We start from the raw sequence: 26,640 nt of genomic DNA on the forward strand, positions 1-26,640 counted from the left end.
ACTATGGCTGAAGTAGAACAGCAGCAAGAACCAACACCACCTGCGCCGCTTATCAAACAGCGACGTATTTTTAGAAGTGTCATTTTGACGCTGTTGTTGACGCTCATCTTGTTGGTGATATCGCTTGCGGTCATGTTTTCTACTGATAAAGGCAGTAAGTTTCTGCTTGACCAAGTTTTACAACGTCAGCAGATTATCCAATATGAATATGAAGGTGGTAATCTGTGGAAAGGCATTATCCTTAAAAATGTGGTGGTCACCTTAAAACCTGTTGATGTCAAAATTGACCGTGCCGATGTGGTTTTAGGCTGGCGTGCCATTTTGAATAAAGAGATTCATCTACGTGAAGCCGATGTGCGCAATTTGCGCATCATTACCAAAGGTGAGCCGAGTGATGAACCCTTTAAGTTCAGCGAAATTAAATTACCCTTTGTTTTACGTTTAGATACAACAGATGTTGATCATTTAAATATCCGTACCGCATCCGATGCCCAAGTAGATTTTTATGATGTGCATTTAAATAATGCCCTCTGGTCGGGGACGGAACTTGAGTTTGAAGACTCTCGCATGGACATGGGCTATTTAGCAGTTCGTAATGCAACTGGGAAAATGAAATTCTCAGGGAAATATCCACTTGAGGCGACTGCTATTGCCAACTTACCGGCACTGCGTGATAGTTTAAATGTGCATGATATTGCTGTACATGCAACAGGAACACTGGACACCATCCAAGCGGGTTTTGCAACGCGGACGCCTGACCTGTTGACAGGTTGGGCCATTTTGCACCCTGTACGTAAGCATGTACCGATGCAAGGTCAGCTTAAATTTAATCATTACAACTTACCACTCCTGACCGATTACAAACTCTATGCTGAAAAAGGCGTTGCTAAATTTTCAGGTGATATCGAACGTTTAAATATTGACTTAAATACAGATCTGAGTGGTAAAGATATTCCAAAAGGTCAATATACTGCTTTGATGCATACCGATTTGGTTCATCAACTTGATATTGATAACCTAAATGCTCAGTTGATGAAAGGTTCGGTCAATCTGGGTGGTGTGGTGAGTTGGAAAGATCATGTCACTTGGGACGTACAAGGTCGTTTAGATAAAATCAATCCTAAAGACGATGTACTGCCACAAGTGGTTTCTGACTTTCTACCGCCAAGTTTGGATGCAAAAATTGCATCACAAGGTACGCTTGAAAAGGGTTTACACTTAACCGCAGATCTAGACTTTGATCGTTATGAAGCATGGCATCTCGCACTAGACCAAAACCCAGAGAAAAATAATAAAGTCCAGCCAATGTTGATGGATGTCTCTTGGAAAAATATTGATCGTGCCGTGCCTTATATCGGCTGGTTAAGTAGTGCTTCAGGGGATGTAAAACTGGCGTTGGTTGAAGGTCAGCAAGATATTCATGTTGCTACTGTTGTGAGTCAACACGAAAAAGCGACGTTACCTGCGGGTAATTACCTCGCGCAGTTAAATTTTAAAAATAATAATTTAAATGTGCCGAGTTTTAGTTATGTAGCAGGTAAGGGAAGCTTAAGTGGTAATGCGGTGGTAGAGCTGCCAGATGAGAAACGTCAACTGAAGTGGAAAGCTGCTTTAAACGCGAAAGATTTTAACCCGCAAATGGTAGCAGAAGCTTCACCTGTTAATCTATTGAATGGAAATCTCCAAGCAAGTGGCTATGCCAAACCGAATCAGCAAATCATTCAGCTACAGGGCATTGATCTGACTGGAAAACTGGTGGGCAATAATGAAACGGTCCACTTAACTGGTCAGTCAACCGCGGCACTCCTGTTTAATGATGAAAAAGCGGGTGGTGCTTTCAAAGGCTATGCAGTGAACTACGATGGCGCTTTAAAAGCCAGTCAGTTTGAAGCCAGCCAGGGTGCGTTAAACCTAAAACTTTCAGGAACGCCCGAATTTATTAAAGTGACTGAGCTGAAACACAATGGTGTGGCGGGTCAAATTAATGCCAGTGGTTTGGTGCATTTTATTCACGGTATCACTTGGGATGTGAATGCAGCATTCATTCGTTTTAAACCACAATATTTTGCATCTAGTGTTAAAGGCGAATTGTCTGGTGTAGTGAAAACCAAAGGCACATGGTCAGATGCTTTAAAACGCATTAACATTGAGAGCTTAAACCTCGCAGGTACACTGAACAATAAGCCAGTGCGTGGCACAGGTAATTTAGCTTTGGTGCTCAACTCCAGCGAAAAGGGCTTTTTACCGCAACAGTTTGAAGCGAATAACCTACTGTTGGCTTATGCCAAAAACCAAGTGCAAGCAACGGGTAATGCACAAAACCTAAGACTGAATATTAATGCGCCTGCACTGTATGAAATTTATGCGGGCTTACGTGGCCGTGCTTACGGCTATTTAAATATCCAATCTCAACCGCGTTTAAGGGCTACCGCAAACTTAGCAGTGGATAATTTTGGCTTTAAAGATCTGATTGATATGCGTAAATTACGCATTGTCGGGCAATTGCCGACATCGGAAACAACGCCGTCATTATTGACTGCAAAAATGGAAAGCTTAAGAAGTGGTAATCGTGAAATTCAACAAGGTGAAATTTCACTGGCAGGTATTCGTAAAGCCCATTTATTAAAAGTTTCTGCACAAAACGAAAAGTCGAAATTTTATGTGCAATTGGCAGGTGGTTTTAATGCGCAAAATGATTGGTTAGGCCAGATCCAAAAAGGTGATTTTGACTCTTTGCGTGCACGGTTGGTACAGCGCCAAAGTGCAGCCGTGGTCTATAACAGTGCCAAAGCAGATTTGTTAATTGGCGCGCATTGTTGGGTGAGTCAACAAAGTCAGTTGTGTTTTGACCAGCCGATTCGAGTCAGTAAAACACGTGGCAATATTTCATTCTTGACTCAAAACCTCGACCTAAACGACTTTGCTGCCTTTATGCCTGAGGGACTAGCGATTACAGGTAAGCTAAATGGACATGCTAAAGCGGTTTGGGCACAAGGGTCTAAACCGAAAATTGATGCACGTTTAGTTACTCGAAATGGTGTGATTGGCTTGGCGGCTGATGACCCACAAGACATGGGTTCAACCTTAAAATACGAACAAGTGGCTTTGGTTGCCAAAAGCATCGCAGAAGGATTACAAATCCGTTTGGATGTCAAAACACCTGAAATTGGTATGGGCTATGCCAATGTGGTTATTGATCCGTATCGGGACAGCATGCCTATGCGCGGTGAAATTGCATTTGATCAGGTGCAACTCAAAGTCTTTAAACCTTTCATTGCTGATGTACGTTCGATGGGCGGAACAATTTCGTATGCAGGTAAGATTAATGGAACGCTAAAAGCACCACTACTGACAGGCGATGTCCGCCTGAAAGACGGTTCTATTAGTATGATTTCACTGCCAGTCAATTTGACCAATATTCAGCTGTATTCCGCTATACGCCAAGACCAAGCCACCATTAATGGTGCTTTTAACAGTGGTCGTGGTGTAGGTACACTTACAGGGACGGTAGATTGGAAAAATGATCCACGCATTCAGCTTCAGTTGAATGGAGAAAATTTACTGATTCGTCAAGCACCATTAATTACCGCGCTAGTTACACCAAAAATCACACTGGATGTTTTACCGTTGAGTAAGAAGTTGACCTTAAACGGTGAAATTCAAGTTCCTCGTGCGTTGATTTCTATGCCTGAAGCATCTGTACCTGTGGTGAATGTATCATCTGATGTACGCGTGGTCAGAGAAGGTCAAAACCAATTGGCGATTTTAAATAGCGCCAAACCTTGGGACATTCGTGCTGATCTGATGGTTGGACTAGGTAATCAAGTTTTCTTCCAAGGGTTTAATAGCCGTATTCCATTGTTAGGACGTTTATATCTATCGCAGCGCGGTGCTGAAACCGCAATGCGTGCCAATGGTGCAATTGGGGTAAGTCAGAAAGTTAAAATTGAAGCCTATGGGCAGAGTTTGGATTTAAACCGTGCCATAGCGCGTTTTAACGGTGTGTTGAGCAACCCAACACTGGATGTTGATGCAAATAAAAATGTACAAGGCAGTACGGTGGGTTTCCGTGTGACGGGTACGGCAACGTCACCCAATATTCAAGTCTATAACGATGCAGGGCTTTCTGAGCAAGAGGCTTTGAATGCATTAATTACAGGCCGTATTAACGAAGGTACAACGGGTTTAAGTCAAACGGAAGGCTTTAAGTCAGATGTCAACAACACCATTGCTGCCGCAGGGATTAGTTTAGGTTTAGGCGGGACACGCGCCTTTACTAACCAAATTGGACGTACTTTTGGCTTAAGCGGTTTAGCGCTGGATGCGCAAGGTACAGGGGATGACACACAAGTCAGCCTGACGGGTTATATTACACCTGACTTATATATTCGTTATGGCGTGGGTGTCTTTACACCAGTCAATAAACTGACTCTGCGTTATCAAATGAACAAACGTATGTACTTAGAGGCGAGTCAGTCATTAGAGCGTGCCATCGATGTCTTCTATAACTGGAAGTTCTAAAGCTGCTTTTCTGCTAAATAAAGCCTACATCATGTAGGCTTTATTTTTAGGTGTTAAAAAAGCTTAATTCGTCATTTGATAAAATTCTTTATTTGATAGATGAAGAAAACCTATGAATAACAGACACTAGATACTTAAAATCAATTAAACCATAATGAAAGTAGGTGTATAGTAAATGGACTTGCTAAATTTAGAGTGATGATCCCTATGCCGATCAATTTTGTAATACGCTTTGCAGCGATTTTATTTTCAGTTTTAATTTTAGTGGCGCTTGCTATTCAGTTTTTCTTTGATCCGCACTATACCGTGGTCTTTTGGATCTTTGCCATGCCGTTCATTTTAGGTACTCCAATTTTAGCATCTGTAGTTTTAGCGAAAAATGAAGAGCTTGATATTCACTCAGTCAATTAAAAATGACCTGAAAATCTAGCTTTTCAAAATAAAAAGTCCGTCAAATGATGGGCTTTTTATGCAATCTTAAATTTTGCAAAACTCGCACAGTTTTTTTTAAACATATTTGCTATGTTGATCTTTTATTTAAAGAAATATTTTTTATGAAAAAAATCGTAATGCTTGGATTAATGGTTGCTGCTATTTCCGGTTGTAGTACTGCGCAAAAGAATGAAACTGAAAAGCCAACTTTAGGTATGGCTAATCCTGCTAGTACGTACTGTGTTGAACAGGGTGGTAAATTAGAGATTCGAAAAGAGGCCAATGGTGAAGTAGGCTATTGCCATTTGCCGAATGGTCAAGTCATTGAAGAATGGGCGCTTTTCCGTGCTAGTCAAAGCAAATGTGCTGCTGAGCAAGCGACAGCTTTGATTGGTCAGTCAAACTTAACTGAAGCGCAGATTAAGCAAAAAACCAGTGCGAAGATGGTACGCTTAGTACAACCGGGGCAGCCTGTGACTATGGATTATCGCGAAGACCGTGTGACAGTAACAGTTGATCCGAAAACCAATAAAGTAGTTCAAGCAAGCTGCGGTTAATTGTTCTAAGAATAAAAGTCCGAATTTGGGCTTTTATTTTATTTAAAGTGGGTAATGGTTCTTCATTTGAAAAAGTTTGATTATGATAGGGCGAATAGGAGAGTTGTAATGAAAAAGTTATTCGCTTTGGCTGCTGTGATTGCACTGGTGGGTTGTGCTGAAAAAAAACCGTTAACACCAGAAGAGCAATGGCATGGCTATTGTAAAAGTATTGGTAATGCAGCACGTTCAATTATGTTAGACCGTCAAAATGCCATTGAAAAAGATAAAGCGATTGAGCATGCCAATAAAGTTGAAGACGAAATGACCAAAGCATTTGCGTTAGAAATTATTGAAGATGTTTATGCTTTACCTGAGGCTGAGATTAAGTCCGATATTGAAGGTGCGCGTGAAAAGATTCGTGTGAAATATACTGAAAAATGTATCGCAACACCGCATACCGAAATGCCAGATTACAAACCGTTCTAAGGAACGGTTTTTTTATTTTTCATGTGGAACTTTTTGTGACAAAACTCTAAATCATATATATAGCAAAGTATATAAAAATAAAGAATAATGAACATAGAATAAAAAAGAGAGGAGCAGAAAATGGAAGTTGTTGGCTATTTAAATCACGCTGATTTACTCTTGGAAGATGAAAATGGTGTGGCCGTAATTGGCGGTGGTCATTATGTTCTCAGTTTGGGTGACCATGTATATTTCAAACACGCACTTGACCACGAACCCACACGTATTTTAGTACAAATTTCTTTTGCAAGTTCTGCACATCAAAATTTGCATGATGATGAAATTCAGATGAAATTCGAAGGCTGTCGTGAAAGTTTCAAACAATATATTCAAGCCACAACAGTACACTAAGGTTGAATATTTATATTGCGTAAAAAAAGGCAACATAGGTTGCCTTTTTTGTTTTTAAATGGCAGTTCAAAGTTAATGTGAAAAAAGTCTAAACGATCTGACTATATTGCCGTTTTTATGTGCAATCAATATGAACATCATTTAGTTAGAAAATAATGGGCATCACGAAGAAACACTTGTAGCGCATTAACTTTTAACTGGAATTTTAGTAAAATTAAGCAGTCCATATTATTTACGTAGCTTTATTTAAAGCAGGAATACGTAAATAATTTTTTAAAAAAGAGGAATAACACCGTGCTAGAAGCTTACCGCCAACACGTTGAAGAACGTGCCGCACTCGGAGTCCCACCGAAGCCACTTGACGATGCTCAAACAGCTGCATTAGTTGAATTATTAAAAAACCCACCAGCTGGCGAAGAAGCATTTTTAGTTGATTTACTAGAAAACCGTGTTCCAGCGGGTGTTGACCAAGCTGCATATGTTAAAGCTGCATTCTTAGCTGCTTTGGCTAAAGGCGAGGCGACTTCACCATTAGTTTCTAAAGAACGTGCGGTTTACTTACTAGGCACTATGCTTGGTGGTTATAACGTTGCTCCTTTAGTTGCTCTTCTTGACGATGCTGCACTTGCTGAATTAGCTGCTGAAGCGCTTAAGAAAACGCTTCTTGTATTTGATGCGTTCCATGACGTTGCAGACAAAGCAAAAGCGGGTAACGCGAATGCACAAGCGGTTATGCAATCTTGGGCTGACGCTGAATGGTTCACGACTCGTAAAGACGTTCCGACTGAAATCAAACTGACTGTTTTCAAAGTCACTGGCGAAACCAACACTGACGACTTGTCACCTGCACAAGACGCATGGAGCCGCCCAGACATTCCATTGCACGCAAATGCAATGTTGAAAAACGTACGTGACGGTATCAACCCAGAAGTTCCTGGTGAAGTTGGTCCATTAAACCAAATCAAAGACTTGATCGCGAAAGGCAACCAAGTTGCTTACGTCGGTGACGTTGTTGGTACTGGTTCAAGCCGTAAATCAGCAACTAACTCTGTACTTTGGTTCTTCGGTGACGAAATTGCTCACATCCCGAACAAAAAAGACGGTGGTTACTGCTTAGGTTCTAAAATCGCTCCGATTTTCTTCAACACAATGGAAGATGCTGGCGCATTGCCAATCGAAATTGATGTTGCAAACATGAACATGGGCGACGAAATCGTTCTTAACATTGATCATGCTGCTGCAAAAGTCACTGCAACTAAAGACGGCGTAGTCATTGCTGAAGCTGAACTTAAAACTCCAGTGCTTCTAGACGAAGTACGTGCGGGTGGTCGTATCAACTTAATCGTTGGTCGTGGTTTGACGACTAAAGCGCGTGAAGCTTTAGGTCTTGCTCCATCGACTTTATTCCGTACTCCAGTTCAACCTGCTGCTACTGGCAAAGGTTTCACTCAAGCACAGAAAATGGTTGGTCGCGCATGTGGTCTTCCTGAAGGTCAAGGCGTACTTCCAGGTACTTACTGTGAACCTAAGATGACGACTGTGGGTTCGCAAGATACCACTGGTCCAATGACTCGTGACGAATTGAAAGACTTGGCTTGCCTAGGTTTCTCTGCTGACCTAGTTATGCAATCTTTCTGTCACACCGCTGCGTATCCAAAACCAGTTGACGTTCAAATGCAACACTCGCTTCCTGATTTCATCATGAACCGTGGTGGTGTGTCTCTACGCCCAGGTGACGGTATTATCCACTCTTGGTTAAACCGTATGCTTCTTCCAGATACTGTTGGTACTGGTGGTGACTCGCATACTCGTTTCCCAATCGGTATTTCTTTTCCGGCGGGTTCTGGTCTGGTAGCGTTCGCTGCAGCAACTGGTGTTATGCCACTTGATATGCCTGAATCTGTACTTGTGAAGTTCAAAGGTAAAATGCAGCCTGGTATCACGCTACGTGACCTAGTACATGCAATTCCTTACTACGCAATTAAGGAAGGCGACCTAACTGTAGAGAAGAAAGGTAAGAAAAACATTTTCTCTGGTCGTATCCTTGAGATCGACTTGACAGAAATGGAAACTGACCTGACTGTTGAGCAAGCATTCGAACTTTCTGATGCTTCTGCTGAACGTTCTGCTGCGGGTTGTTCGATCACGCTTTCTGAAGAGAAAGTTGCTGAATACCTCAAATCAAACATCACAATGTTGAAGTGGATGATTTCTGAAGGTTATGGCGATGCACGTACTATGGCTCGTCGTGTAGAGAACATGGAAAAATGGTTAGCGAACCCATCACTTCTTAAAGCTGATGCTGACGCTGAATACACGAAAGTGTATGAAATTGACCTTGCTACAATTACTGAACCTGTTCTTTGCTGCCCGAATGACCCAGATGATGCGAAATTGCTTTCTGACGTTCAAGGCGTGAAAATTGACGAAGTATTCGTTGGTTCATGTATGACAAACATCGGTCACTTCCGTGCAACTGGTAAGTTGTTAGAGAAAGTTCCTGGTGGTGTACTTTCAACTCGTTTGTGGATTGCTCCGCCTACGCGTATGGACGAACGTCAATTGATGGAAGAAGGTTTCTACAATACTTATGGTAAAGCTGGCGCGCGTACTGAAATGCCAGGTTGTTCATTATGTATGGGTAACCAAGCACGTGTAGCGCCGAACACTACTTGTGTATCGACTTCTACACGTAACTTCCCGAACCGTTTAGGTCAAGGCGCTAACGTTTACTTAGCGTCTGCTGAACTTGCATCTGTTGCTGCTGTACTTGGTAAATTACCAACTCCAGAAGAATACCAACAGTATGCAGCTCAAATTGATAGCATGTCTGCTGACATCTACCAATACTTAAGCTTCGACAAAATGGGCGACTATACTGACGCTGCTGCGAATGTCGATACCAAGAAAATTGCTGCTGCTCAATTGACTTAATTTATTGAAAATTAAGGTTAAATGAGTTAAAAATAAGGGCTGAGTAATCAGCCCTTATTTTTATGAAAATAATCTAAATTATAATGAAAAGGTATAAATGGAAAAATATATAGACCCTGTTTATCTAAATGCAAATCAAGGTGTATTGGCTTTACTTATATTTTTATTTGGGTTGATAATTGCCTTTTTTGGTTGGATTATAAAATATTTAAATAATAAGCCTAAATTTTTAATTGATACGATTGAAGGGCCTACATTTGCCTGTACTTTTAAGACTGGCCGGATCTTTCATGGATATGAAGCTCATATTACAGCTGTAGTTCTTTATCTAAATCTTAAAAATGTTGGTAACTTGCCATCTAGTATTGAAAAAATACATATTGCGTATAAATGGAATATTATTCCATTTAGCTTTAATTGGGTTAAGTATCGCTTGGGATGGTTTTGGATAAATAATCAAACGATTGCTTTGGATGATTTTCAATGTAAAATTGGTGATAGAGTAAAAGTTTATCCATTTTTAACTCAACTAAATAATCTTGCTCCTAATAAAGTAGAAAAGTTTATAGAAGTAGGTAAGGGTACAAATGGAATTGTATATTTCGAACAGGCTGAGAGTTGGGGTGCAATGTCGCCTGTAGTAAAGAATCACAAAACTAAAATAAAAATTTGTATAGTAGATTCTTTCGGGAAAAAACATAGAAAGGTTGTGAATATTCCTATGTTGGAGTTAGATGAAGCACTCAAATATAATCCTTCATTTGGGATGACATATCAGACTTTAAGTAATGAAAAGCTTGGTTAGAATTATTCCTAAAGTATTAGTATCCAGAAATTTGAGTTTATGGAATCTATTAACTTTAGCTTTACACTCCATCTAATAAATCGTTTAATCCGTGAATTGTTAAATGATTTAAAAAAGTTGATGTAGTAATGGCTAAACAGTCCCGATTCCTCTGTATTGGTGGTTTCCTTAATGGAACTCAAGTCAAAGACCAAGGTGACAGTTTTGTCTGTGTGGAAAATGGTAAACAAGTGACCTACCGAAAAATGGAAATTTTCCATCAAGACTCGTGGGATCAAGATTACTATGTGTGTGAAACGACAACAGACCAACAAGCCAAAAACTGGGTGTATGACATTGAGTAAGTCATCGACAAGACCATGAGCTAAAAATAGACCAAGATACACTTGGTCTATTTTTTTGTTGCTATATTTATAATTATAAAAAATTAGAGCATTATAAATAGCGATTGTTTGTTTTTCACTCAGTTTTTCTGTGAAAAGGAACGTATATCGGCAATACAAATATCTTAAATCTAAATTAAAGATGTATTTGCTAATGATAATTAGTATCACTTGCGTTATTTTTTGTTTATAATTTTTCGAAATGGATTGATATGTAATGACTCAAACCACTGAGATGTTCGAAAAGGATTTTACGAATCTTAGTACTTGTGATGCTACAAAGGTGCTTGTTTTACTTAAGCATAGTAGGCATGTGCGCACTTTAAAATTATCAATTCATTGTCTTATTTTTTCTCATTAGCTGTGAATGTCCTGATATGTTTAAACGTCCGTTGTCTACGCAAAAGCCACTCTATTTGGCGATGCAAATCATTTTCCTGTCTTCAACTGCCATGCTGTCGACGACTCATGCAAACACCGTGGAAGAGGATGAGGCGAATGCAACGTCTCAGCCAAATGCACAGTTGGCGACCATTACCCTTACAGCCCAAGATAAAACAGCAGTCACCGAAAATACAGGCAGCTATACGACGAGTAGCACAAATACCGCAACCAAGTTAAATTTATCCCTACGTGAAACCCCACAAACAGTCAAAGTCTATACCCGTGAATATTTAGATGACCGTAACATTGAGTCCTTCCAAGATTTGATGAGTAATATTACAGGTGTATCTACTCCGCGTACTGATGAACGTCAACGACCTTATGCACGCGGTTTTGATGTGGATTATTTCCTTATCGATGGCAAGCCAACGACCGCAAACTTAGTGGCAGCTGACCTAGATTTAAGCATTTATGATCGTGTTGAAGTTGTAAAGGGTGCTAATGGTTTAATGACTGGAGCGGGAAGTCCAGCAATGGGTATTAACTTAATCCGTAAGCATGCAAATTCAAGGGAATTTTCTGGATCAGTAAGCGCATCGGCAGGTTCATGGAATAGTTATTCAAGTTCGGCAGATCTATCTGCACCTTTAAATAGTGATGGTTCACTTCGTGGACGCGTTTTTGTAAAACATTCTGATGAAGATTCATTTATGGATTTTTATGAGAAAGAGCGAAATATTGTTTATGGTGCAATTGATTATGATATTAGCGATAAAACATTATTATCTTTCGCTGCATCTTATCAAGAGTTGAATCGCGATGGTGTGCGTTGGGGAGGCTTACCCGCATTTTATACCGATGGTACTAGAACTAATTTTGATCGATCACTAACAGTTAGTTCTGACTGGACGTACTGGGACGCAAAAACGACTATGCTTTTTGCTGACTTAAAGCATACTTTGTTTAATGATGTAAGCTTAAACGTTTCATATTTATACAGGCAAGAAGATTCATCTTCAAACTTGTTGTACACAACAGGGCAAGTGAATAAAGAAACAAATAAACTTCTTGTCTATAATGAGACTACCAAAAAGTATAATGTTTCTGTTTATGCAGATGATCAACGTACCGATGAAAATAATGTCGATGTTTATATCGCAGCACCTTTCACACTTGCCGGCCGTGAGCAAGAGATTGTTATTGGAGGGGCATGGAATAAATCTGAACTAAAGAAAAATAATTTTGGTGGTTCTTATTATACGGGTGGGAATGTATTAAATGTAGATGCATTAAACTTTAACGATATGAATACCCAAATTGTTGTACCTATAGAAAAAAATCAAAAAGGTGTACTCAATAACACGGTTCAAACGGCAGGTTACATTTCAGGTAAATTCCATATTTTAGATCCATTAAAAGCAGTTGCAGGTGTTCGTGTTTCAAATTGGGAATACGAAGCAGCAGATGGTAAAGGGAATAGAGAGTTTAAAAATGAGATTACACCTTACTTTGGCCTTATTTATGACGTTGCGCGAGATTATTCAGCATACGTGAGCTATACCAGTATTTTTAAACCACAAAACAGAAAAGATGTAAGTGGTAATTACCTTGATCCTATTGATGGTAAAAGCTATGAAATGGGTTTGAAAGGTGAATATTTGGATGGAAAGCTAAATGCCGCCTTATCTATCTTCCGAATTGAGCAAGATAATGTTGCAGAGCAATTGTATGATTCAAATGGAAAAGAAGTAAAAGTTAAAGATAGCAACGGGGCTGATACCCCAGAAAATGCTTATTTTGCGGCTGAAGGTGTAACCAGTAAAGGTGTTGAACTCAACATTGATGGTGAGCTTAATCAGAATTGGGGGCTTAGCTTTGGTGTTGCTAATTTTGATGCTAAGGATGCTAAAGGTGTTGATTATAACTCTACCAGTTCTCGGACTACGGCAGACTTATTTGTTAAATATAAAAATGAAGCATGGTATGCCGGTGCTGGCCTAAATTATTTTAGTAAAATTTATAAAGGCACAGGTGCGACGCGTGTGGACAGAGGTGATTTGTATCTTGCAAATGCAATGCTGGGTTATAAGTTTGATCCAAATTTTAGTACACAACTCAATGTAAATAATTTATTTGATAAAAAATATTATGATGGAATAGGCTCAGATTCAATGATTTGGGGTGAACCAAGAAATGCAACATTAAGCTTTCATTATAAATTTTAATTTTAAAGTTATGTTGCTATAAAAATAAAAAGACCCAATTAGGTCTTTTTGTTTTTTAAGATTATGTATTTTTAAAATACTGAGTTCAGTTTTAAAACATCATGTAATCTAAAGCATAGAAATTGTACATTGAGAAACTTTAGCCTGTTCATCACTGACTTATCTGTTTTAGAATTAATGCAATAAGCATCATTGGATATCTCATGAACTATCAATTCGATGCATTTATGACCATTGTTGCAGCAGTTGCTGTGCTATTGGTCGGTTATGTATTTGTGAATAAAGTCAGTATTTTAAAAAAATATAACATTCCCGAACCAGTTGCGGGTGGGTTGGTTGCAGCGGTTATCACTTATATCTTATTTAAAAGTTCAAACATAACTGTCAACTTTGATACCAATATTCAGCAAATTTTTATGCTGATGTTCTTCACCTCTGTGGGGTTAAGTGCAAGCTTAGTTAAGCTCAAAGAAGGTGGGAAGTCGCTGCTTATATTTTTAGTCTGCGTCATTGTATTTGTCCTGTTGCAAAATGTGGTTGGTATTAGTCTTGCCAAAGTTTTAGGTCTAGACCCGCTGATTGGTTTAATTACCGGTTCGGTCACACTCACAGGTGGTCATGGAACAGCAGGTGCATGGGGCACGATATTTGAACAAGAACATGGTGTGCATGGTGCGATTGTATTGGGTATGGCAAGTGCAACATTTGGTTTAATTATTGGTGGGGTAATAGGTGGACCTATCGCTAAATTTCTGATACGTCGCTACCAGTTGGCTGAAGAAATTCCAGCTGCAACAGGGCGTAATGAAGCGCCACCTTCAGCACAAACGGCGCCATTTGAATTTCCTGAAAAAACGCGTCTAATTACGGCAGATGATGCGGTCAAAACCATGGGGATGTTTGCCATTTGCATCAGCTTTGCATACTTCATGACAGCGGTAGCTAAAGGGCAGTGGTTTGAGCTACCAAGTTTTGTTTGGGCACTGATGTGTGGTGTGGTTTTACGTAATATTTTAGAGCATGGGTTGAGAGTTCAGGTTTTTGACCGCTGTATCGATGTATTTGGCAATGCTTCACTGGCACTGTTTTTAGCCATGGCATTGATGTCCTTACAGCTTTGGTTGTTGGCAGATTTGGCTGGTCCACTGGTGATTATCTTGATTGTTCAAACATTGTTCTTAGCACTTTATTTGTACTTTGTGACTTTCCGTGTGATGGGTAAGAACTATGATGCTGCGGTACTCTGTGCAGGCCAATGTGGCGTCAACTTAGGCGCGACACCGACAGCAATTGCCAATATTCAAGCGGTAACCAATACTTACGGACCATCCCATAAAGCCTTTTTGATCATTCCGCTGACGGGCGCATTCTTTGTCGATATTCTGAATGCTTTTGTGATTCAGCTCTCAATTGGTATTTTGGGTTAATATTTTTATTGACTACCATTTTGTATTTGAATGATGTGCACTATAAAATATCAGTATTTTAAAACTTATAGACATTAAAAAGCCCCATGGTTAGGGGCTAGTCGTATGCACATCTAAGGCACATACTGTAAGAGGCTCATCTCATACTGCGTGTATTAAACCATATTTACACAATATTTGCAGCAATCACTCAATCATAATGAGGTCAGATTTATTTTCGAGTTTCAAAGGACGTAAGGCAAAAATTGAGCGTGTATGACGTACACCTTTCATTGAGTATAAGTTTTTACGCAAAAAGCGCTCATAGTGTTCTGCATTTTTCACTGCAACTTTGAGTAAATAGTCGTAATCGCCAGTTACTAAATGTGCTTCAACCACTTCCGACATGTAAGCTAGTGCTTCACTAAACTGTTCTAAGATTTCATCATCATGGCGTTCAAGTGTAATTTCAATAAAAAACAGCTCATTAATCCCAATGGCTTTTGAATTAATCTTCGCTGTATAGCCTTCAATGATATTGAGATTTTCTAGGCGTTTTACACGTGTCCAGCAAGGAGAAGAGGACAGCCCAACTTTCTCAGCCAACTGGGTAACGGTCAGACGGCCATCTTGGCGAAGTTCAGACAAAATACGGCGGTCAATTTTATCTAAAACGTAGTGAGCATCATTCATAACGTATTCCTGCGTATAATTTTCTTTATAAACTATTTTATGTGAAAATATTTCTCAATAAATACTCAAAATAAGCAAATAAAAGAGAAACACTCTGCATTGGTCATGACTACAATAAGGTGATTCAATCAAAGTCATTTGGGAAATTGGCTTTGATTTGCAGACAGCGCCCTTAAAGGGAAGGGTGCCTTTTATTGGCGCTGTTTGCTGACTTATTTATTGTATTTTTTGCGTTTTTGATCTTTGTTTAAACCAGTAAGTTAGAGTTAAGCAGCCAATCCAAAGTGGAATCAGCATTACTGCAATTCGCATATCAGGTGTGAGCCACATCACCACTAAAATACCAAGCATAAATACAATACAGATATAGTTGCTGATAGGGTAAATCAAAGTTGGAAACAAGGTTGATTTTTGCAATGCCAGCATACGTTGCTTGAATTTTAAATGGGTCAACGCCAACATCATCCAGTTAATCACAATGGCTGAAACTACAAGGCTCATTAGCAGTTTAAAGGCTTTTTCTGGGAAGATATAATTCAATACAACACACAGTAAGGTTACCAATGCAGAGCATAAAATGGCTGCATAAGGGATGCCACGGTGGTTAATTTTCTTTAAAAACTGTGGGGCATTGCCTTGTTCTGCCAGACCTAGCAGCATACGACTCGTGCCATAGCTGGTACCGTTATACACCGATATAGCTGCGGTTAAGACCACAAAATTCAGCACAGTTGCAACGCCTTGACTACCTAAGGAGTCAAAAATCAAAACAAAAGTACTACCGCCTTCTGCGATTTGATTCCAGGGAAACAATGAGAGCAGAACAATGATCGTAAGCACGTAAAACAGCAACACACGATAGACAATTTGATTGACTGCTTTAGGGATAGTTGTGGTCGGATTTTTGGTTTCCGCAGCAGCAATACCAACGAGTTCAATCCCGCCAAAGGAAAACATAATGATGGCCATCGCCATGATTAAGCCGGAAATCCCGTTGGGAAAGAAACCGCCTAGAGCCCAGAGGTTTGAAATAGAAGCATGTGCACCACCGTGACCACTTGCCAGTAACCAAGCGCCATATCCAATCATGCCAATGATTGCGAGAATTTTAATCATGGAGAATAAAAATTCTGTTTCACCAAAGACTTTGACATGCAGCAGGTTGATGGCATTGATCAGTACAAAGAAACCAAGCGCTGAGATCCATGTGGGAATTTCAGGCCACCAATATTGGACATAGAGGCCTATGGCACTGAGTTCCGCCATACAGACCAAGACATTGAGTACCCAATAATTCCAGCCCGACATAAAGCCGGCAAAAGGGCTCCAAAATTTATAGGCAAAATAACTAAAAGAGCCACTCACTGGTTCTTCAACCACCATTTCACCCAACTGGCGCATCATGAAAAATGCAATTAAGCCCGCCAGTGCGTAGCCTAAAATAACGGAAGGGCCAGCCAGTTTAATGGTTTGCGAAATGCCTAAAAATAGGCCTGTACCAATAGAGCCGCCTAAAGCAATCAGCTGAATATGGCGGTTGCTCAGCCCATGCTTAAGCTGGGGTTGCTGTTGTGCAGACATGATTCATCCATCTCTAGCACATGCGATAGACATCACATGAACTATGACTTAATAAAAATTCGTGGTGGAAATATAATATTTATTTATTGATTAATGAAATTAAATTTATCAATAGCGTTGGTTTTTATCTGAAAGCTGCAATTTTGCGGTGAAAATAAAGCCAGTCAAGCAAGTGCTGCTTGAGCTGGCGACAGGCTTGGCTTGATATGTACTGCTTTAAGATGAAAGCTGTGCTGCAATTTCAGGCCATATGTTTTGATGGGAACGCTTAAACATCGCCATATGACCAATGGCTTTGTGACCATATGCCTGTGGTTTGAGTTCAATTTGATCTGTTTGTGCATTTGGGTAAAGGCTGAGTAAGCCTTTGACATTCAGTTGCGTAGCAATTTCATCATCCGAGGCCCAAATGGCTGTGATTGGACAGCGAATATCACGGTGGAAATCATCTTGTACTGTTTTGCCTAAGGCATTAATTACATAACCAGGTTTGCTGCAAAACTGTGCCCAATCACGTGCCACATCTTTGGGTAGGTTTTCGCCCATGCCAATGGCATTGGTCGGTCCGTAACCTAAGGTATAACGTGCAATAGGAAAGATCAGTTTAAACATCACAGGAGCCAGAAGTTTAGTACGACCTTTCAAATCTTTTACGTGACCTGTTGATCCTGCAACAGCAACAACTTTTGCGACTTTTTCATAGTTTGGGTTAATACCTAAAAGTTGCCCACCTGCACTATGACCGAGCAAAATCACTTGTGTCGCTTGGGTCTTATTCAATAACACCTCAATTGCCGCTGGGATATCCAATTGCCCCCATTGCACGATGCTGGCTTTCGACTTTTTAAGTGGTTCATGCAGAGACTCACCAATGCCGCGAAAATCAAAAACCAAAACGGCATAGCCTTGTTCTGCAAGCCATGATGCAAAATGGTGGTAAAACTGCTGGGTAATACCTGTGGCAGGGCAGATTAAAACAGGTAGGGCTTGTTGTGTACCTTGGGCTGCATAAAAGCGCCCACTGAGTGAATAATGGTCAGAGCAGGTAATAGCTAAAGTTTCGTAATTTTGCATAATAGGTTAAGCATTGAATTTTTTTTCTACTCTACCTAAGTTCCAAAAAGAAACTTGTCTAATCTATGACTTTGAAGTCAAGTAGATCTGTATAGAATAGGGTGAAAATAAAAAAGGAAAACACATGCAGTTTGTTGAATTAGATATGTCGGTAAAATTTGCACTTTTGTTTAGTGGGATTTTTCTGTTTGTTGGAATGCTGACAGGGGTATGGAAATATGCACAAATTCGCCATTCACCACAGTTTCGCGCGCACTATTATGTTGATATCGCACACCGCAGCAGTTTGCTATATGCACCTGCAAGTTTAATTATTGCGGTAATGGCCGCAATTTCAGTCTGGCCTGAACCTGTGAATATGCTGTTTGTGGGAATTAATTTATTCTTTTTTAGCTTTTCGATACTGAGCTATATTGTGCATGGGCTATTGCAAGACACCAATAACCAATTTCGTAGTCCACATGTTTTAGGCAAATGGACTTTACCCAAATCAATCATGCAGATGGCAATGATGGCATTGGTTGTGGGGGAAATTGTAGCGACGTTGGGCTTGTTGTGGGGAATGTTTTTAGGTTTATTTTAAGTTGTTCTTATAGTTTTTTTTAATTTTTATACTGTTACAAAGGTGGATGACTAATCATCCACCTGTTTGCTAGTCAATTGACTGTGTGGCCTTTCGGAATTTTTGATCGACGACTGCCCATAAATAAAAGGCAAATGATACGACGATAGCATAAGCAAAATATTCAGCTTTAAGGTTACCTTGAATTAAGCCATGCATGATCATAATGACCATTAGGGCAATGGTGGTACTTAAATACGTCACCATATTCTTGTTTGCCTTCAGAGCGTTAATGAAGACTTGCTTGTTGAAATGTAATGATAACATCTCCATCCCTCCTTGAGTTTTTGACTAAAAACCAATGTGTTTAGTCGGATTAGTTCTTAATGTTGTACTGCTAAAACTTGCGTTGATCAAGAGCAAAAACAACTATTTTTCAGAGAAATTATGCTATACCAATCAGAAAATATGTGTGTAGCATTTTTTTAGTGAATAAATAGTATTTCGTTACCGTATAAGGTGACAAATAAATGATGCATGTAAGCTTATACATAGATTGTATAAAGCAATATTGATGCCATGAATGGCTTGCTAGGACAGGCTTTAAAGAATTTTTTATTTTCTAATATTAAATTTATAAGAGATATGAAGGTGTTGATATACGACTTTAGCGGTGTATATGAAATGTGTCAGTATGTATAAAAACTGATGTAGAAAGAAATGAAACAATATGTGTCCATTTGGATAAAATGTAACAAATATTGATCATGCTTAAAATCAGGTTTGGGTAAAACCAGACTTTAACAACATCAGTTTTTGCTTACTTTTTCACTTTGTCGATTACAACAGCAATTACAAAAACCACCAATGATGGGATAAGCCATGCAAGGTTTTGTTCTGCAAGAGGTAAGTGAGTCAGCGCATAAGGCAGTTCAAAGTTCGCAACTTTTAAACCATCTAGAATACCAAAGACCAAAGACACTGCGGTAACAGGTGCGATCACTCGGCGAGGATGATTAAAGAATTTCCAGCCAAAGCTCAGCATAATCACTACAATTGCAGGTGGATAAATTGCACTTAAAACAGGCACAGAAAAGGCGATGAGTTTGGTTAAACCTAAGTTGGAAATAATGAAAGAGAAACCAATCAGAATGAAGACCCAAACTTTATAGCCAATTTTAGTGATTGAACTGAAATATTCAGCACACGCACAGGTCAGGCCAATCGCAGTAACCATACACGCAATAAAAATCATGGCAGAAAGGAAGATAGAACCTGAGTCACCAAATGCATGTTGAACATATGCATGCAGGATCACTGCACCATTGCTCGCATTTGCTGCGACTTCATGGCTTCCAAGGCCAAGTTTAAATAAGCTGAGGTAAACTACAGTTAAACCAATACCAGAAATAATACTTGCAATAACCGCATAACGTGTAATCAGTTTAGGGTTGCTGACACCGCGTGAACGAATTGCTTGAATAATGACAATACCAAAAACCAAAGCACCTAAAGTGTCCATGGTCAAGTAACCATTTACAAAACCTTCAGAAACAGGGCTGTCGATATAATTATTGATGGCTGGCGGAACGAAACCCGTTGGAATCATCATCGCCGCAATGCCAAGGATGGTCAAAGATAAAATCTTTAGTGGCGAGAGTACATAGCCAACCGTATCTAAAATCTTGTTTGGATACAGTGAAATGAGGGTGACTACACTAAAGTAGATTGCACTGTAGATCAGCAAGCTGCTGCTTGATGTTCCAAGATAAGATGAAAAACCAATTTCATAAGAAACGGTTGCAGTACGTGGTGTCGCAAAGAGTGGTCCGACAGTTAGGTAACACGTAATGGTTAAAATGAGACTGGCTATTTTACCCAAAGGTGAACTTAAAATTTGAATCGAACCTTCGACACGTGACAGCGCAATAATGGTGATTACAGGTAAGCCTACAGCAGTGATTAAGAAACCAAAAGCTGCTAGCCATACATGCTCACCCGCTTGTTGAGCCACAATCGGTGGAAAGATAATGTTGCCCGCACCAATGAAGAGTGCGAAAGTCATAAAACCCAAAGCAACAATATCCCGAGTACGCAGACTTGTCATAAAAGGGAGATCGAGTTGAACAAAGGGGAAGATTTTAGTGCATATGTGTTTTTTTGGCTAATTTATTTCATGGGTGGTATTAAATTTTTTTATAAGATGAAAAGTGAATATATCAACTTGTAAAAAATAGGTTGATATATGTGATTGATTATCCATTTTAAAATACAAAAATATAAATATTAAAAGCTTGAGGCGCTATTTTTCCTAAATTAAAAGTTGTAGTGCAAATGCTTTAAAATTACACAAATTTTTTAAAGGCTGGTTGTTGGAGGCTACCCTAAGATTTAAGTTTGAACAAAAATATTGAGAAAAGGTCTATACTTGCGACTTCATAATTGAGGATATTTCAATGCGTGGCTTAAATGTGAGCATAAAAACTGAACAAGATGTAGAAAAACTTCGTATATCTGGTCGTTTGGCTGCCGAAGTTTTAGCGATGATTGGTGAGCATGTAAAGCCGGGTGTCACGACTGAATATCTGGATGATATTTGTCATGACTTCATTGTAAATACCTTAAAAGTGACGCCTGCCAATATTGGTTATCATGGCTATACCAAAACCACCTGTATTTCTCCAAATGAAGTGGTCTGTCACGGTATTCCATCGCCGAATGTTGTACTCAAAGATGGCGATATTATTAATATTGATGTGGCGATTATTAAAGATGGCTACTTTGGTGATACCAGTCGTATGTACTATGTGGGTACAGTGAAACCGGAAGCCAAAAAGCTAGTCGATACGACTTATGAGGCGATGGTTGCAGGTATTCATGCTGTGAAGCAAGGTGCAACGCTTGGTGATATTGGTTATGCCATTCAAACTGTTGCGCACCGTGAAGGTTATAGTGTGGTACGCGAGTATTGTGGTCATGGTATCGGCAAGGTTTATCACGAACAGCCAAGCGTATTGCACTATGGTCAACCAGGTAAGGGGATGCAGCTTAAAGCGGGCATGGTGTTTACGATTGAGCCGATGATTAATATGGGCAAAGCGCATGTCAAAGAGCTCAAGGACGGTTGGACAGTCGTGACTGCAGATAAGTCTTTAACTGCGCAGTGGGAGCATATGGTACTCGTGACTGAAACCGGTTTTGAGTTACTATCACCTTGGCCTGAAGGTACGGGCAGTTATCCAGAAATTTAAGTTGATGTTTTGTCGTTGATTAAATTTTAGACTTTGGTCTAGCTTTGTGACTTAAAAGCTAAATTAAGTCTTAAAAGCAATCACTGATATTTCTGAACCCCTTTAGTTATCGTATTTTTGATATTATCTGATTAAAACTTATACATGCAAGCTATTGGTCTAGACTTCATTTTGTCACTAAAATTGTTTCCAAGATACTCGCTGTAGTTTCTTATTTTGAAAGTTTATGAGCTTATCCACCTCGGTTAAGCTCTTTTTTTTGCCACATGGATTGGCTCAATGTCATTGAGCATGTGTAGGGTTTAAAGTGATTTATTTGAGCTAAGGTGTTCAATTAAATAGTCAATAAACACACGGACAGCAGGCAGTAAACCACGGCGTGAAGGATACACCGCATGAAAAATACCGTGTGGTGCTTTCCAGTCGGGCAGGACACGAACCAGCTCACCACTTTTCACCATATCTTGTACGATGCTATCTGGAAGTAAGGCAATGCCGCAGTTTTTACGGACCAGTTGAGCCAACATACTCAAATCAGAGCCCATCACCACAGGGTTGACGCGTATTTTTTTTTGTTGCTGTGCATCATTATGCACGATGATATGTTGATCTAAATGCTCATCAACCATACTCAGTATATGATGTTGGCTTAAATCTTCAGGTTGTTTCAGTTCGCCAAATTCATTTAAGTAAGCTTGGCTGGCAAATAAATGCTGCTCGATATTTTCAAATTTACGAATTACCAAACTTGGATCATCGTCTAGATTGGAGCGAACCCGCAGCGCGATATCAAAACCTTCGTTGATAATATCCACACGGCGATTGGTCACCATCATTTGTACTTTAATTTCGGGATAGGTTTTTAAGAAGCTCGGTAAAATACGTGCAATTTCGTTTTGTGCAATCGATACAGGCAAGCTGAGTTTAATGACACCACGCGGTTGTAAACTGAGATGATCGACCAAGTCGTGTGCGGCTTGTGCAGCATTCATCATCACTTGCGCATGACGGTAAATGTTCATGCCAATATCGGTCACTGCGAAGTGTCGAGAGCTGCGTTGAATTAGGCGTACACCCAATCGTTCTTCGAGGTTATACACGCGTCGACTGAGCTTGGATTTAGGAATATCTGTTGCGCGTTCGGCTGCGCTAAAACCACCATGTTCAACCACTTGAGCAAAACAATAAAAATCATCTAAATCGCTTAACATTCACCATGTCCATTTGTGCAACGATAGGCTTAATTAAAAAGTGATCGTTGCAGTTTGTCAATTTTGAAATTGTAGAGATTTAATTGAAAATACTCAGCTATTTTAAGGGTTTCGCTGAGTTTTCGCTTGTTTGAGTATTTCAAGCACCACTTTATATTCTTCAAGTCGTGCAAAGTCGTGTGCTGTTGGATTGTTTATGCGCGTAAGGTTCATATTATCGAGTACATCGACATATTTTACTTGGGTTGCAAGAGGGTTTAATACAGTGCGCTTAGCCGCTTCCAAACGTGATTCACCAGTTTGTTTGGTCAGTGCTTGTATGGCTTGAATAATCTCGGCACTAAAGCCAAGCGCTTTTAAGTCTTCAGCAGTCGTTGCGGTGTCTTCCAAAATGTCATGCAACACCGCAATGATTTGTAGGGTGGGATTGGAAAATTGCAACATGAGGCGAAGTGGATGCAAGATGTAAGGTTGTCCGCCCTTATCGAGTTGGCCAGCATGTTGGGTTGCAGCCAGTGCAATGGCTTTTTCTAAAGTCGACATGATTATTCTAGGTACTTTATCCTATGCTAAACTTCGCAGCATCTTTGTTTAAAAGCTAAATTATGACTTATCAATTGATCCCACTAGACTGTGAAGCGACAGATCCCGTAGCGTGTCCACACTGCCAACAACAGGTAATTGATTGGTCTCAGGAACAATACGTTCAGCCTTGTGAGCATACCTTATTTATTGCGATGGACATTGGTTTTGAATATATCACAGATGAATTTGAAGCGACCATGCAGCGCAGTGTTGATGATCTCCATGCACATGATGATCAAGTGATTATGTTTGAAGAGTTAACTCAAGCCAGTTACCCAAAATTTATCATGTTAAAAGCACCACTTGGTGTTGAAGGCTATTCACGCTATTTAGGTTTTACGGCTTAATAAATAAAAGCGCCATTGTGGCGCTTTTATTTTGGGTTGGTTATGAGGAAAAATCTACTTTTAGTTTTCTAAAACTTCTTCTTCACTTTCATCATCTGCGGTATCCATACCTAGTTCTTTGAGTTTACGCGTAAGGGTGTTGCGCCCCCAACCGAGTAACTCAGCCGCATGCCGTTTACGGCCACGGGTTTGTTGCAGCGCAGCAATGATCAATGTGCGTTCGAACATTGGGGTTGCGATATCGAGAATTTTCATCTCGCCGTTTTTCAGCTTTTGCACAGCCCATTGACCCAACAACTCATCCCAATGGTGGACTGCAATCCGATCTAAGTTTTGCGCGGCTTGCGCATCTTCACCTGAGCGGGTAATTGGAATTTGCTTCAGCTCTGATGGTAAGTCTTCAGGATAAACTTCACGTCCTGTAATCATGACCGTTAACCAGCGGCAAGTGTTCTCGAGCTGACGTACGTTTCCTTGCCAAGGCAGCTGTTGCATATATTCTTGCGTTTCAGGACGAAGGATTTTAGGGCTTACACCTAATTCTTTGCCTGCACGTGCCAAGAAGTGTTGCGCTAACATTGGGATGTCTTCGCTACGATGCGCCAGTTTTGGAATGTGAATGCGAATCACGTTCAGACGGTGATATAAGTCTTCACGGAAACGACCATCATGTACCAATTTTTCTAAGTCTTGGTGCGTTGCCGCGACAATACGTACATCTACTTTTACTGGGATATGCCCACCAACACGGTAAAACTCGCCATCAGCCAAGACACGCAGTAAACGCGTTTGTGTTTCAAAAGGCATATCGCCAATTTCATCTAAAAACAGCGTTCCACCATTGGCCTGTTCAAAGCGACCTTGGCGCTGGGTATTGGCGCCAGTAAATGCACCTTTCTCATGACCAAAAAGCTCTGTTTCAATTAGGTCTTTGGGAATCGCGGCCATGTTGAGTGCAATAAAAGGTTTGCTGCTCCGTGGTGAGTGGCGGTGTAGCGCATGCGCAACTAACTCTTTACCTGTACCAGATTCACCATTAATTAACACTGTAATGTGTGATTGAGACAAACGACCAATCGCGCGGAAGACTTCCTGCATAGCAGGAGACTCGCCAATGATTTCGGTCGATTGAATCGGTGGTACCGTTTTTGCCGATTCTTGCTGCTGCATTTTGGTGATGTGCAAAATCGCACGATTCACTAAAGCTAAGGCTTCATCAATATCAAAAGGCTTGGGTAAATACTCAAATGCGCCTGTTTGATAACTTGAAACAGCAGACTCTAGGTCAGAGTGAGCCGTCATAATAATGACAGGTAGATCAGGATAGTTGGCTTTAACTTTCGCTAAAAAAGTTAAGCCATCTATGCCGGGCATACGAATATCGGTCAAGATCACATCGGGTGCATCTAAACTGAGTTGGTCTAAAGCAGATTGAGCTTCTTCAAAACTTGTGACGTCAAAACCTTCTTCTTTGAACGTTTTTTCCAGCACCCAGCGCATGGCGCGATCGTCATCAATTACCCATATTTTATTTCGCGACATGGTTTAACTCCCAAGGTATATATAAGCTAAAAGTTGTTTTTCCGGGAACAGATTGGCATTCAATCATTCCGTTATGTTGATGCATAATATTTTGCGCAATACTTAAACCCAGTCCTGTGCCTTTAGCACGACCCGTGACCAGTGGGTAAAACACGGATTCTAAAATTTCTTCTGGAACGCCCGGACCATTGTCTTCGATATCAATCCGTACCACAGAGCGTTGCAGTACACCATTGATGGTCACTAAACGTTGAATACGGGTGCGTAACATTAGTTCAGGTTGGTGGTCGACAAAGAACTCTTTATTTTCAGTCATGGCTTGCACTGCATTGACGCTAATGTTCAGCATAACTTGTATCAGTTGATCACGATCGGCCATCACTTCAGGTAATGACAAATCATAATCACGGGTGATCTTAATTTTCTTTTTGGTTTGGTTGGTAATGAGTGAGCGAACACGTTCTAAAGGTTCATGTACATTGACCAACTCATAACTTGGGAGTTGACGAGAACCAAGCATGGTGTCTGCTAAATTACGTAAGCGATCGACTTCACTGATAATAATGTCGGTGAACTCGCTGTATTGCGGATCATTGAGGCTACGCGCTAACAATTGTGTAGCGCCGCGAATTCCGCCTAGCGGATTTTTAATTTCATGTGCAACACCGCGAATGAGTTGGCGTGCAACCTGATGTTGTTGTAAGAAGTTTTCTTCCTTGGAAATTTTGAGCATCCGATCAATCGGATTGATCTCAATTAAAAGCAAAGGATGGTAGGGTTTATTTGAATTTAGCTGTGACACGGTATAGTCAACATGAATATCTTTAAAGTTGACCTTAATGATGGCTTCACGGCGGGTGTAGTGTTGTCCCGAGTTTAAGGTATTGAGAAGTGCTTCTTCTGTATTGAACTCATCATTGGGTGCATGGAGTAAATTAAGCGCAGGTTGACCAGAGGCACGTAAAAGACTGATATCAAATAATGCTTCGCAAGAGGAATTTAAGTAAAAAATATTTAATTTACTGTCGACCAATAAAATCGCAGTGGTCAAATTGTCCACTAAAAGGCGATAGTCGATAGAAATAGGGTGATCCATTAGCGAATGTATCCTGTATTAAAATAGCGCAATGGCATCTTGATAAAGCATTAACCGTTCCAAATAGCGGACTGAATTGATGCAAATAAAGCAAAATGCACGCCAACTTTGATTTTGTATAGTGAAATAAGCACACTTTTTTTGCGGAATGCGCTGTAAATGAACGATTAGCTAAAGATATAGCGGATTCTAA

The 26,640-nt window shown here is 40.1% G+C and carries 22 protein-coding genes; 13 read left to right on the forward strand and 9 right to left on the reverse strand.

Annotated elements, in window-relative coordinates; all coding sequences use genetic code 11:
- Positions 1 to 3: 3 nt before the first annotated feature.
- From AXW61_RS05385 to gltS, 10 genes are all read left to right on the forward strand, one after another.
- Positions 4 to 4,521 carry a translocation/assembly module TamB domain-containing protein gene (locus tag AXW61_RS05385; protein ID WP_062033044.1) on the forward strand — a complete coding sequence of 1,506 codons (4,518 nt, stop codon included), beginning with the start codon at positions 4 to 6 and terminating at the stop codon, positions 4,519 to 4,521.
- A 207-nt stretch (positions 4,522 to 4,728) separates the two neighbouring features.
- Positions 4,729 to 4,932: a hypothetical protein gene (locus AXW61_RS05390; RefSeq protein WP_010327009.1), complete on the forward strand. Its 204-nt coding sequence runs from the start codon at positions 4,729 to 4,731 to the stop codon at positions 4,930 to 4,932.
- Between the two features lie 143 nt (positions 4,933 to 5,075).
- Positions 5,076 to 5,510: an I78 family peptidase inhibitor gene (locus tag AXW61_RS05395; RefSeq protein WP_062033056.1), complete on the forward strand. Its 435-nt coding sequence runs from the start codon at positions 5,076 to 5,078 to the stop codon at positions 5,508 to 5,510.
- 108 nt (positions 5,511 to 5,618) lie between these two features.
- Positions 5,619 to 5,978 carry a hypothetical protein gene (locus tag AXW61_RS05400; protein WP_058869841.1) on the forward strand — a complete coding sequence of 120 codons (360 nt, stop codon included), beginning with the start codon at positions 5,619 to 5,621 and terminating at the stop codon, positions 5,976 to 5,978.
- Between the two features lie 120 nt (positions 5,979 to 6,098).
- On the forward strand, positions 6,099 to 6,368 hold the full coding sequence (locus AXW61_RS05405) for a hypothetical protein (RefSeq protein WP_062033059.1): 270 nt from the start codon (positions 6,099 to 6,101) through the stop codon (positions 6,366 to 6,368).
- 294 nt (positions 6,369 to 6,662) lie between these two features.
- On the forward strand, positions 6,663 to 9,302 hold the full coding sequence (locus AXW61_RS05410) for a bifunctional aconitate hydratase 2/2-methylisocitrate dehydratase (RefSeq protein ID WP_062033061.1): 2,640 nt from the start codon (positions 6,663 to 6,665) through the stop codon (positions 9,300 to 9,302).
- A 97-nt stretch (positions 9,303 to 9,399) separates the two neighbouring features.
- A complete protein-coding gene (locus tag AXW61_RS05415; protein ID WP_062033064.1) occupies positions 9,400 to 10,107 on the forward strand; it encodes a hypothetical protein in 708 nt (235 codons plus the stop codon).
- Between the two features lie 128 nt (positions 10,108 to 10,235).
- On the forward strand, positions 10,236 to 10,451 hold the full coding sequence (locus AXW61_RS05420; RefSeq protein WP_010327003.1) for a hypothetical protein: 216 nt from the start codon (positions 10,236 to 10,238) through the stop codon (positions 10,449 to 10,451).
- Between the two features lie 416 nt (positions 10,452 to 10,867).
- Entirely contained in the window at positions 10,868 to 13,099 is a 2,232-nt protein-coding gene (locus AXW61_RS05425) for a TonB-dependent siderophore receptor (protein ID WP_062033067.1), read from the forward strand.
- 203 nt (positions 13,100 to 13,302) lie between these two features.
- Positions 13,303 to 14,526: a sodium/glutamate symporter gene (gene gltS / locus AXW61_RS05430; protein ID WP_062033070.1), complete on the forward strand. Its 1,224-nt coding sequence runs from the start codon at positions 13,303 to 13,305 to the stop codon at positions 14,524 to 14,526.
- Positions 14,527 to 14,712: 186 nt separating this feature from the next.
- On the opposite strand, the gene AXW61_RS05435 is transcribed toward gltS, so the two are convergent.
- The 3 genes from AXW61_RS05435 to AXW61_RS05445 all read right to left on the reverse strand — a co-directional run bounded on the left by AXW61_RS05435 (position 14,713) and on the right by AXW61_RS05445 (position 17,853).
- Positions 14,713 to 15,198, reverse strand: a complete 486-nt coding sequence (locus AXW61_RS05435; protein WP_062033072.1) for an Lrp/AsnC family transcriptional regulator — start codon at positions 15,196 to 15,198, stop codon at positions 14,713 to 14,715.
- Between the two features lie 216 nt (positions 15,199 to 15,414).
- On the reverse strand, positions 15,415 to 16,779 hold the full coding sequence (locus AXW61_RS05440) for an amino acid permease (protein WP_062033075.1): 1,365 nt from the start codon (positions 16,777 to 16,779) through the stop codon (positions 15,415 to 15,417).
- Positions 16,780 to 16,995: 216 nt separating this feature from the next.
- Positions 16,996 to 17,853 (reverse strand): alpha/beta fold hydrolase, encoded by an 858-nt coding sequence (locus AXW61_RS05445; RefSeq protein WP_062033078.1) that lies wholly within the window; start codon positions 17,851 to 17,853, stop codon positions 16,996 to 16,998.
- A gap of 124 nt (positions 17,854 to 17,977) precedes the next feature.
- On the opposite strand from AXW61_RS05445, the gene AXW61_RS05450 reads away from it, so the two are divergent.
- Positions 17,978 to 18,436 (forward strand): hypothetical protein, encoded by a 459-nt coding sequence (locus AXW61_RS05450; protein ID WP_062033081.1) that lies wholly within the window; start codon positions 17,978 to 17,980, stop codon positions 18,434 to 18,436.
- Between the two features lie 69 nt (positions 18,437 to 18,505).
- Here AXW61_RS05450 and AXW61_RS05455 read toward each other — a convergent pair whose 3' ends face one another.
- Positions 18,506 to 18,742 (reverse strand): hypothetical protein, encoded by a 237-nt coding sequence (locus tag AXW61_RS05455; RefSeq protein ID WP_004696541.1) that lies wholly within the window; start codon positions 18,740 to 18,742, stop codon positions 18,506 to 18,508.
- Positions 18,743 to 19,235: 493 nt separating this feature from the next.
- On the reverse strand, positions 19,236 to 20,522 hold the full coding sequence (brnQ, locus tag AXW61_RS05460; RefSeq protein WP_062033083.1) for a branched-chain amino acid transport system II carrier protein: 1,287 nt from the start codon (positions 20,520 to 20,522) through the stop codon (positions 19,236 to 19,238).
- A 349-nt stretch (positions 20,523 to 20,871) separates the two neighbouring features.
- Between brnQ and map the strand changes: the two genes are divergently transcribed.
- A complete protein-coding gene (gene map / locus AXW61_RS05465; RefSeq protein WP_005400725.1) occupies positions 20,872 to 21,666 on the forward strand; it encodes a type I methionyl aminopeptidase in 795 nt (264 codons plus the stop codon).
- 302 nt (positions 21,667 to 21,968) lie between these two features.
- On the opposite strand, the gene AXW61_RS05470 is transcribed toward map, so the two are convergent.
- The gene (locus AXW61_RS05470) at positions 21,969 to 22,877 is read right to left on the reverse strand and encodes a LysR family transcriptional regulator (protein ID WP_004981950.1); all 909 of its coding nucleotides are present in this window, start codon (positions 22,875 to 22,877) and stop codon (positions 21,969 to 21,971) included.
- Positions 22,878 to 22,979: 102 nt separating this feature from the next.
- Positions 22,980 to 23,420: a phosphohydrolase gene (locus AXW61_RS05475; protein WP_062033086.1), complete on the reverse strand. Its 441-nt coding sequence runs from the start codon at positions 23,418 to 23,420 to the stop codon at positions 22,980 to 22,982.
- Between the two features lie 62 nt (positions 23,421 to 23,482).
- Here AXW61_RS05475 and AXW61_RS05480 point away from each other — a divergent pair, with 62 nt between their 5' ends.
- Positions 23,483 to 23,809, forward strand: coding sequence for a hypothetical protein (locus AXW61_RS05480; RefSeq protein ID WP_004696551.1), 327 nt, complete (start codon positions 23,483 to 23,485; stop codon positions 23,807 to 23,809).
- Between the two features lie 60 nt (positions 23,810 to 23,869).
- Here the strand turns inward: AXW61_RS05480 and glnG are convergent, their stop codons facing one another.
- Together glnG and glnL are read right to left on the reverse strand one after the other, a co-directional pair.
- Positions 23,870 to 25,351 carry a nitrogen regulation protein NR(I) gene (gene glnG / locus AXW61_RS05485; protein ID WP_062033089.1) on the reverse strand — a complete coding sequence of 494 codons (1,482 nt, stop codon included), beginning with the start codon at positions 25,349 to 25,351 and terminating at the stop codon, positions 23,870 to 23,872.
- Positions 25,338 to 26,447, reverse strand: coding sequence for a nitrogen regulation protein NR(II) (gene glnL / locus AXW61_RS05490; RefSeq protein ID WP_004696555.1), 1,110 nt, complete (start codon positions 26,445 to 26,447; stop codon positions 25,338 to 25,340). Before glnL ends, glnG begins: the two co-directional genes overlap by 14 nt.
- Between the last annotated feature and the right edge of the window lie 193 nt (positions 26,448 to 26,640).

Origin of the sequence: Acinetobacter sp. BMW17 (genome assembly GCF_001592855.1) — a bacterium.
GTDB lineage: Bacteria > Pseudomonadota > Gammaproteobacteria > Pseudomonadales > Moraxellaceae > Acinetobacter > Acinetobacter johnsonii.

Excerpts from the sequence above, each read along its gene's own strand:
- AXW61_RS05385 (WP_062033044.1), top strand. The coding sequence starts at position 4 with ATGGCTGAAGTAGAACAGCAGCAAGAACCAACACCACCTGCGCCGCTT.
- AXW61_RS05390 (WP_010327009.1), top strand. The coding sequence starts at position 4,729 with ATGCCGATCAATTTTGTAATACGCTTTGCAGCGATTTTATTTTCAGTT.
- AXW61_RS05395 (WP_062033056.1), top strand. The coding sequence starts at position 5,076 with ATGAAAAAAATCGTAATGCTTGGATTAATGGTTGCTGCTATTTCCGGT.
- AXW61_RS05400 (WP_058869841.1), top strand. The coding sequence starts at position 5,619 with ATGAAAAAGTTATTCGCTTTGGCTGCTGTGATTGCACTGGTGGGTTGT.
- AXW61_RS05405 (WP_062033059.1), top strand. The coding sequence starts at position 6,099 with ATGGAAGTTGTTGGCTATTTAAATCACGCTGATTTACTCTTGGAAGAT.
- AXW61_RS05415 (WP_062033064.1), top strand. The coding sequence starts at position 9,400 with ATGGAAAAATATATAGACCCTGTTTATCTAAATGCAAATCAAGGTGTA.
- AXW61_RS05420 (WP_010327003.1), top strand. The coding sequence starts at position 10,236 with ATGGCTAAACAGTCCCGATTCCTCTGTATTGGTGGTTTCCTTAATGGA.
- AXW61_RS05425 (WP_062033067.1), top strand. The coding sequence starts at position 10,868 with ATGTTTAAACGTCCGTTGTCTACGCAAAAGCCACTCTATTTGGCGATG.
- gltS (WP_062033070.1), top strand. The coding sequence starts at position 13,303 with ATGAACTATCAATTCGATGCATTTATGACCATTGTTGCAGCAGTTGCT.
- AXW61_RS05435 (WP_062033072.1), bottom strand. The coding sequence starts at position 15,198 with ATGAATGATGCTCACTACGTTTTAGATAAAATTGACCGCCGTATTTTG.
- AXW61_RS05440 (WP_062033075.1), bottom strand. The coding sequence starts at position 16,779 with ATGTCTGCACAACAGCAACCCCAGCTTAAGCATGGGCTGAGCAACCGC.
- AXW61_RS05445 (WP_062033078.1), bottom strand. The coding sequence starts at position 17,853 with ATGCAAAATTACGAAACTTTAGCTATTACCTGCTCTGACCATTATTCA.
- AXW61_RS05450 (WP_062033081.1), top strand. The coding sequence starts at position 17,978 with ATGCAGTTTGTTGAATTAGATATGTCGGTAAAATTTGCACTTTTGTTT.
- AXW61_RS05455 (WP_004696541.1), bottom strand. The coding sequence starts at position 18,742 with ATGTTATCATTACATTTCAACAAGCAAGTCTTCATTAACGCTCTGAAG.
- brnQ (WP_062033083.1), bottom strand. The coding sequence starts at position 20,522 with ATGACAAGTCTGCGTACTCGGGATATTGTTGCTTTGGGTTTTATGACT.
- map (WP_005400725.1), top strand. The coding sequence starts at position 20,872 with ATGCGTGGCTTAAATGTGAGCATAAAAACTGAACAAGATGTAGAAAAA.
- AXW61_RS05470 (WP_004981950.1), bottom strand. The coding sequence starts at position 22,877 with ATGTTAAGCGATTTAGATGATTTTTATTGTTTTGCTCAAGTGGTTGAA.
- AXW61_RS05475 (WP_062033086.1), bottom strand. The coding sequence starts at position 23,420 with ATGTCGACTTTAGAAAAAGCCATTGCACTGGCTGCAACCCAACATGCT.
- AXW61_RS05480 (WP_004696551.1), top strand. The coding sequence starts at position 23,483 with ATGACTTATCAATTGATCCCACTAGACTGTGAAGCGACAGATCCCGTA.
- glnG (WP_062033089.1), bottom strand. The coding sequence starts at position 25,351 with ATGTCGCGAAATAAAATATGGGTAATTGATGACGATCGCGCCATGCGC.
- glnL (WP_004696555.1), bottom strand. The coding sequence starts at position 26,447 with ATGGATCACCCTATTTCTATCGACTATCGCCTTTTAGTGGACAATTTG.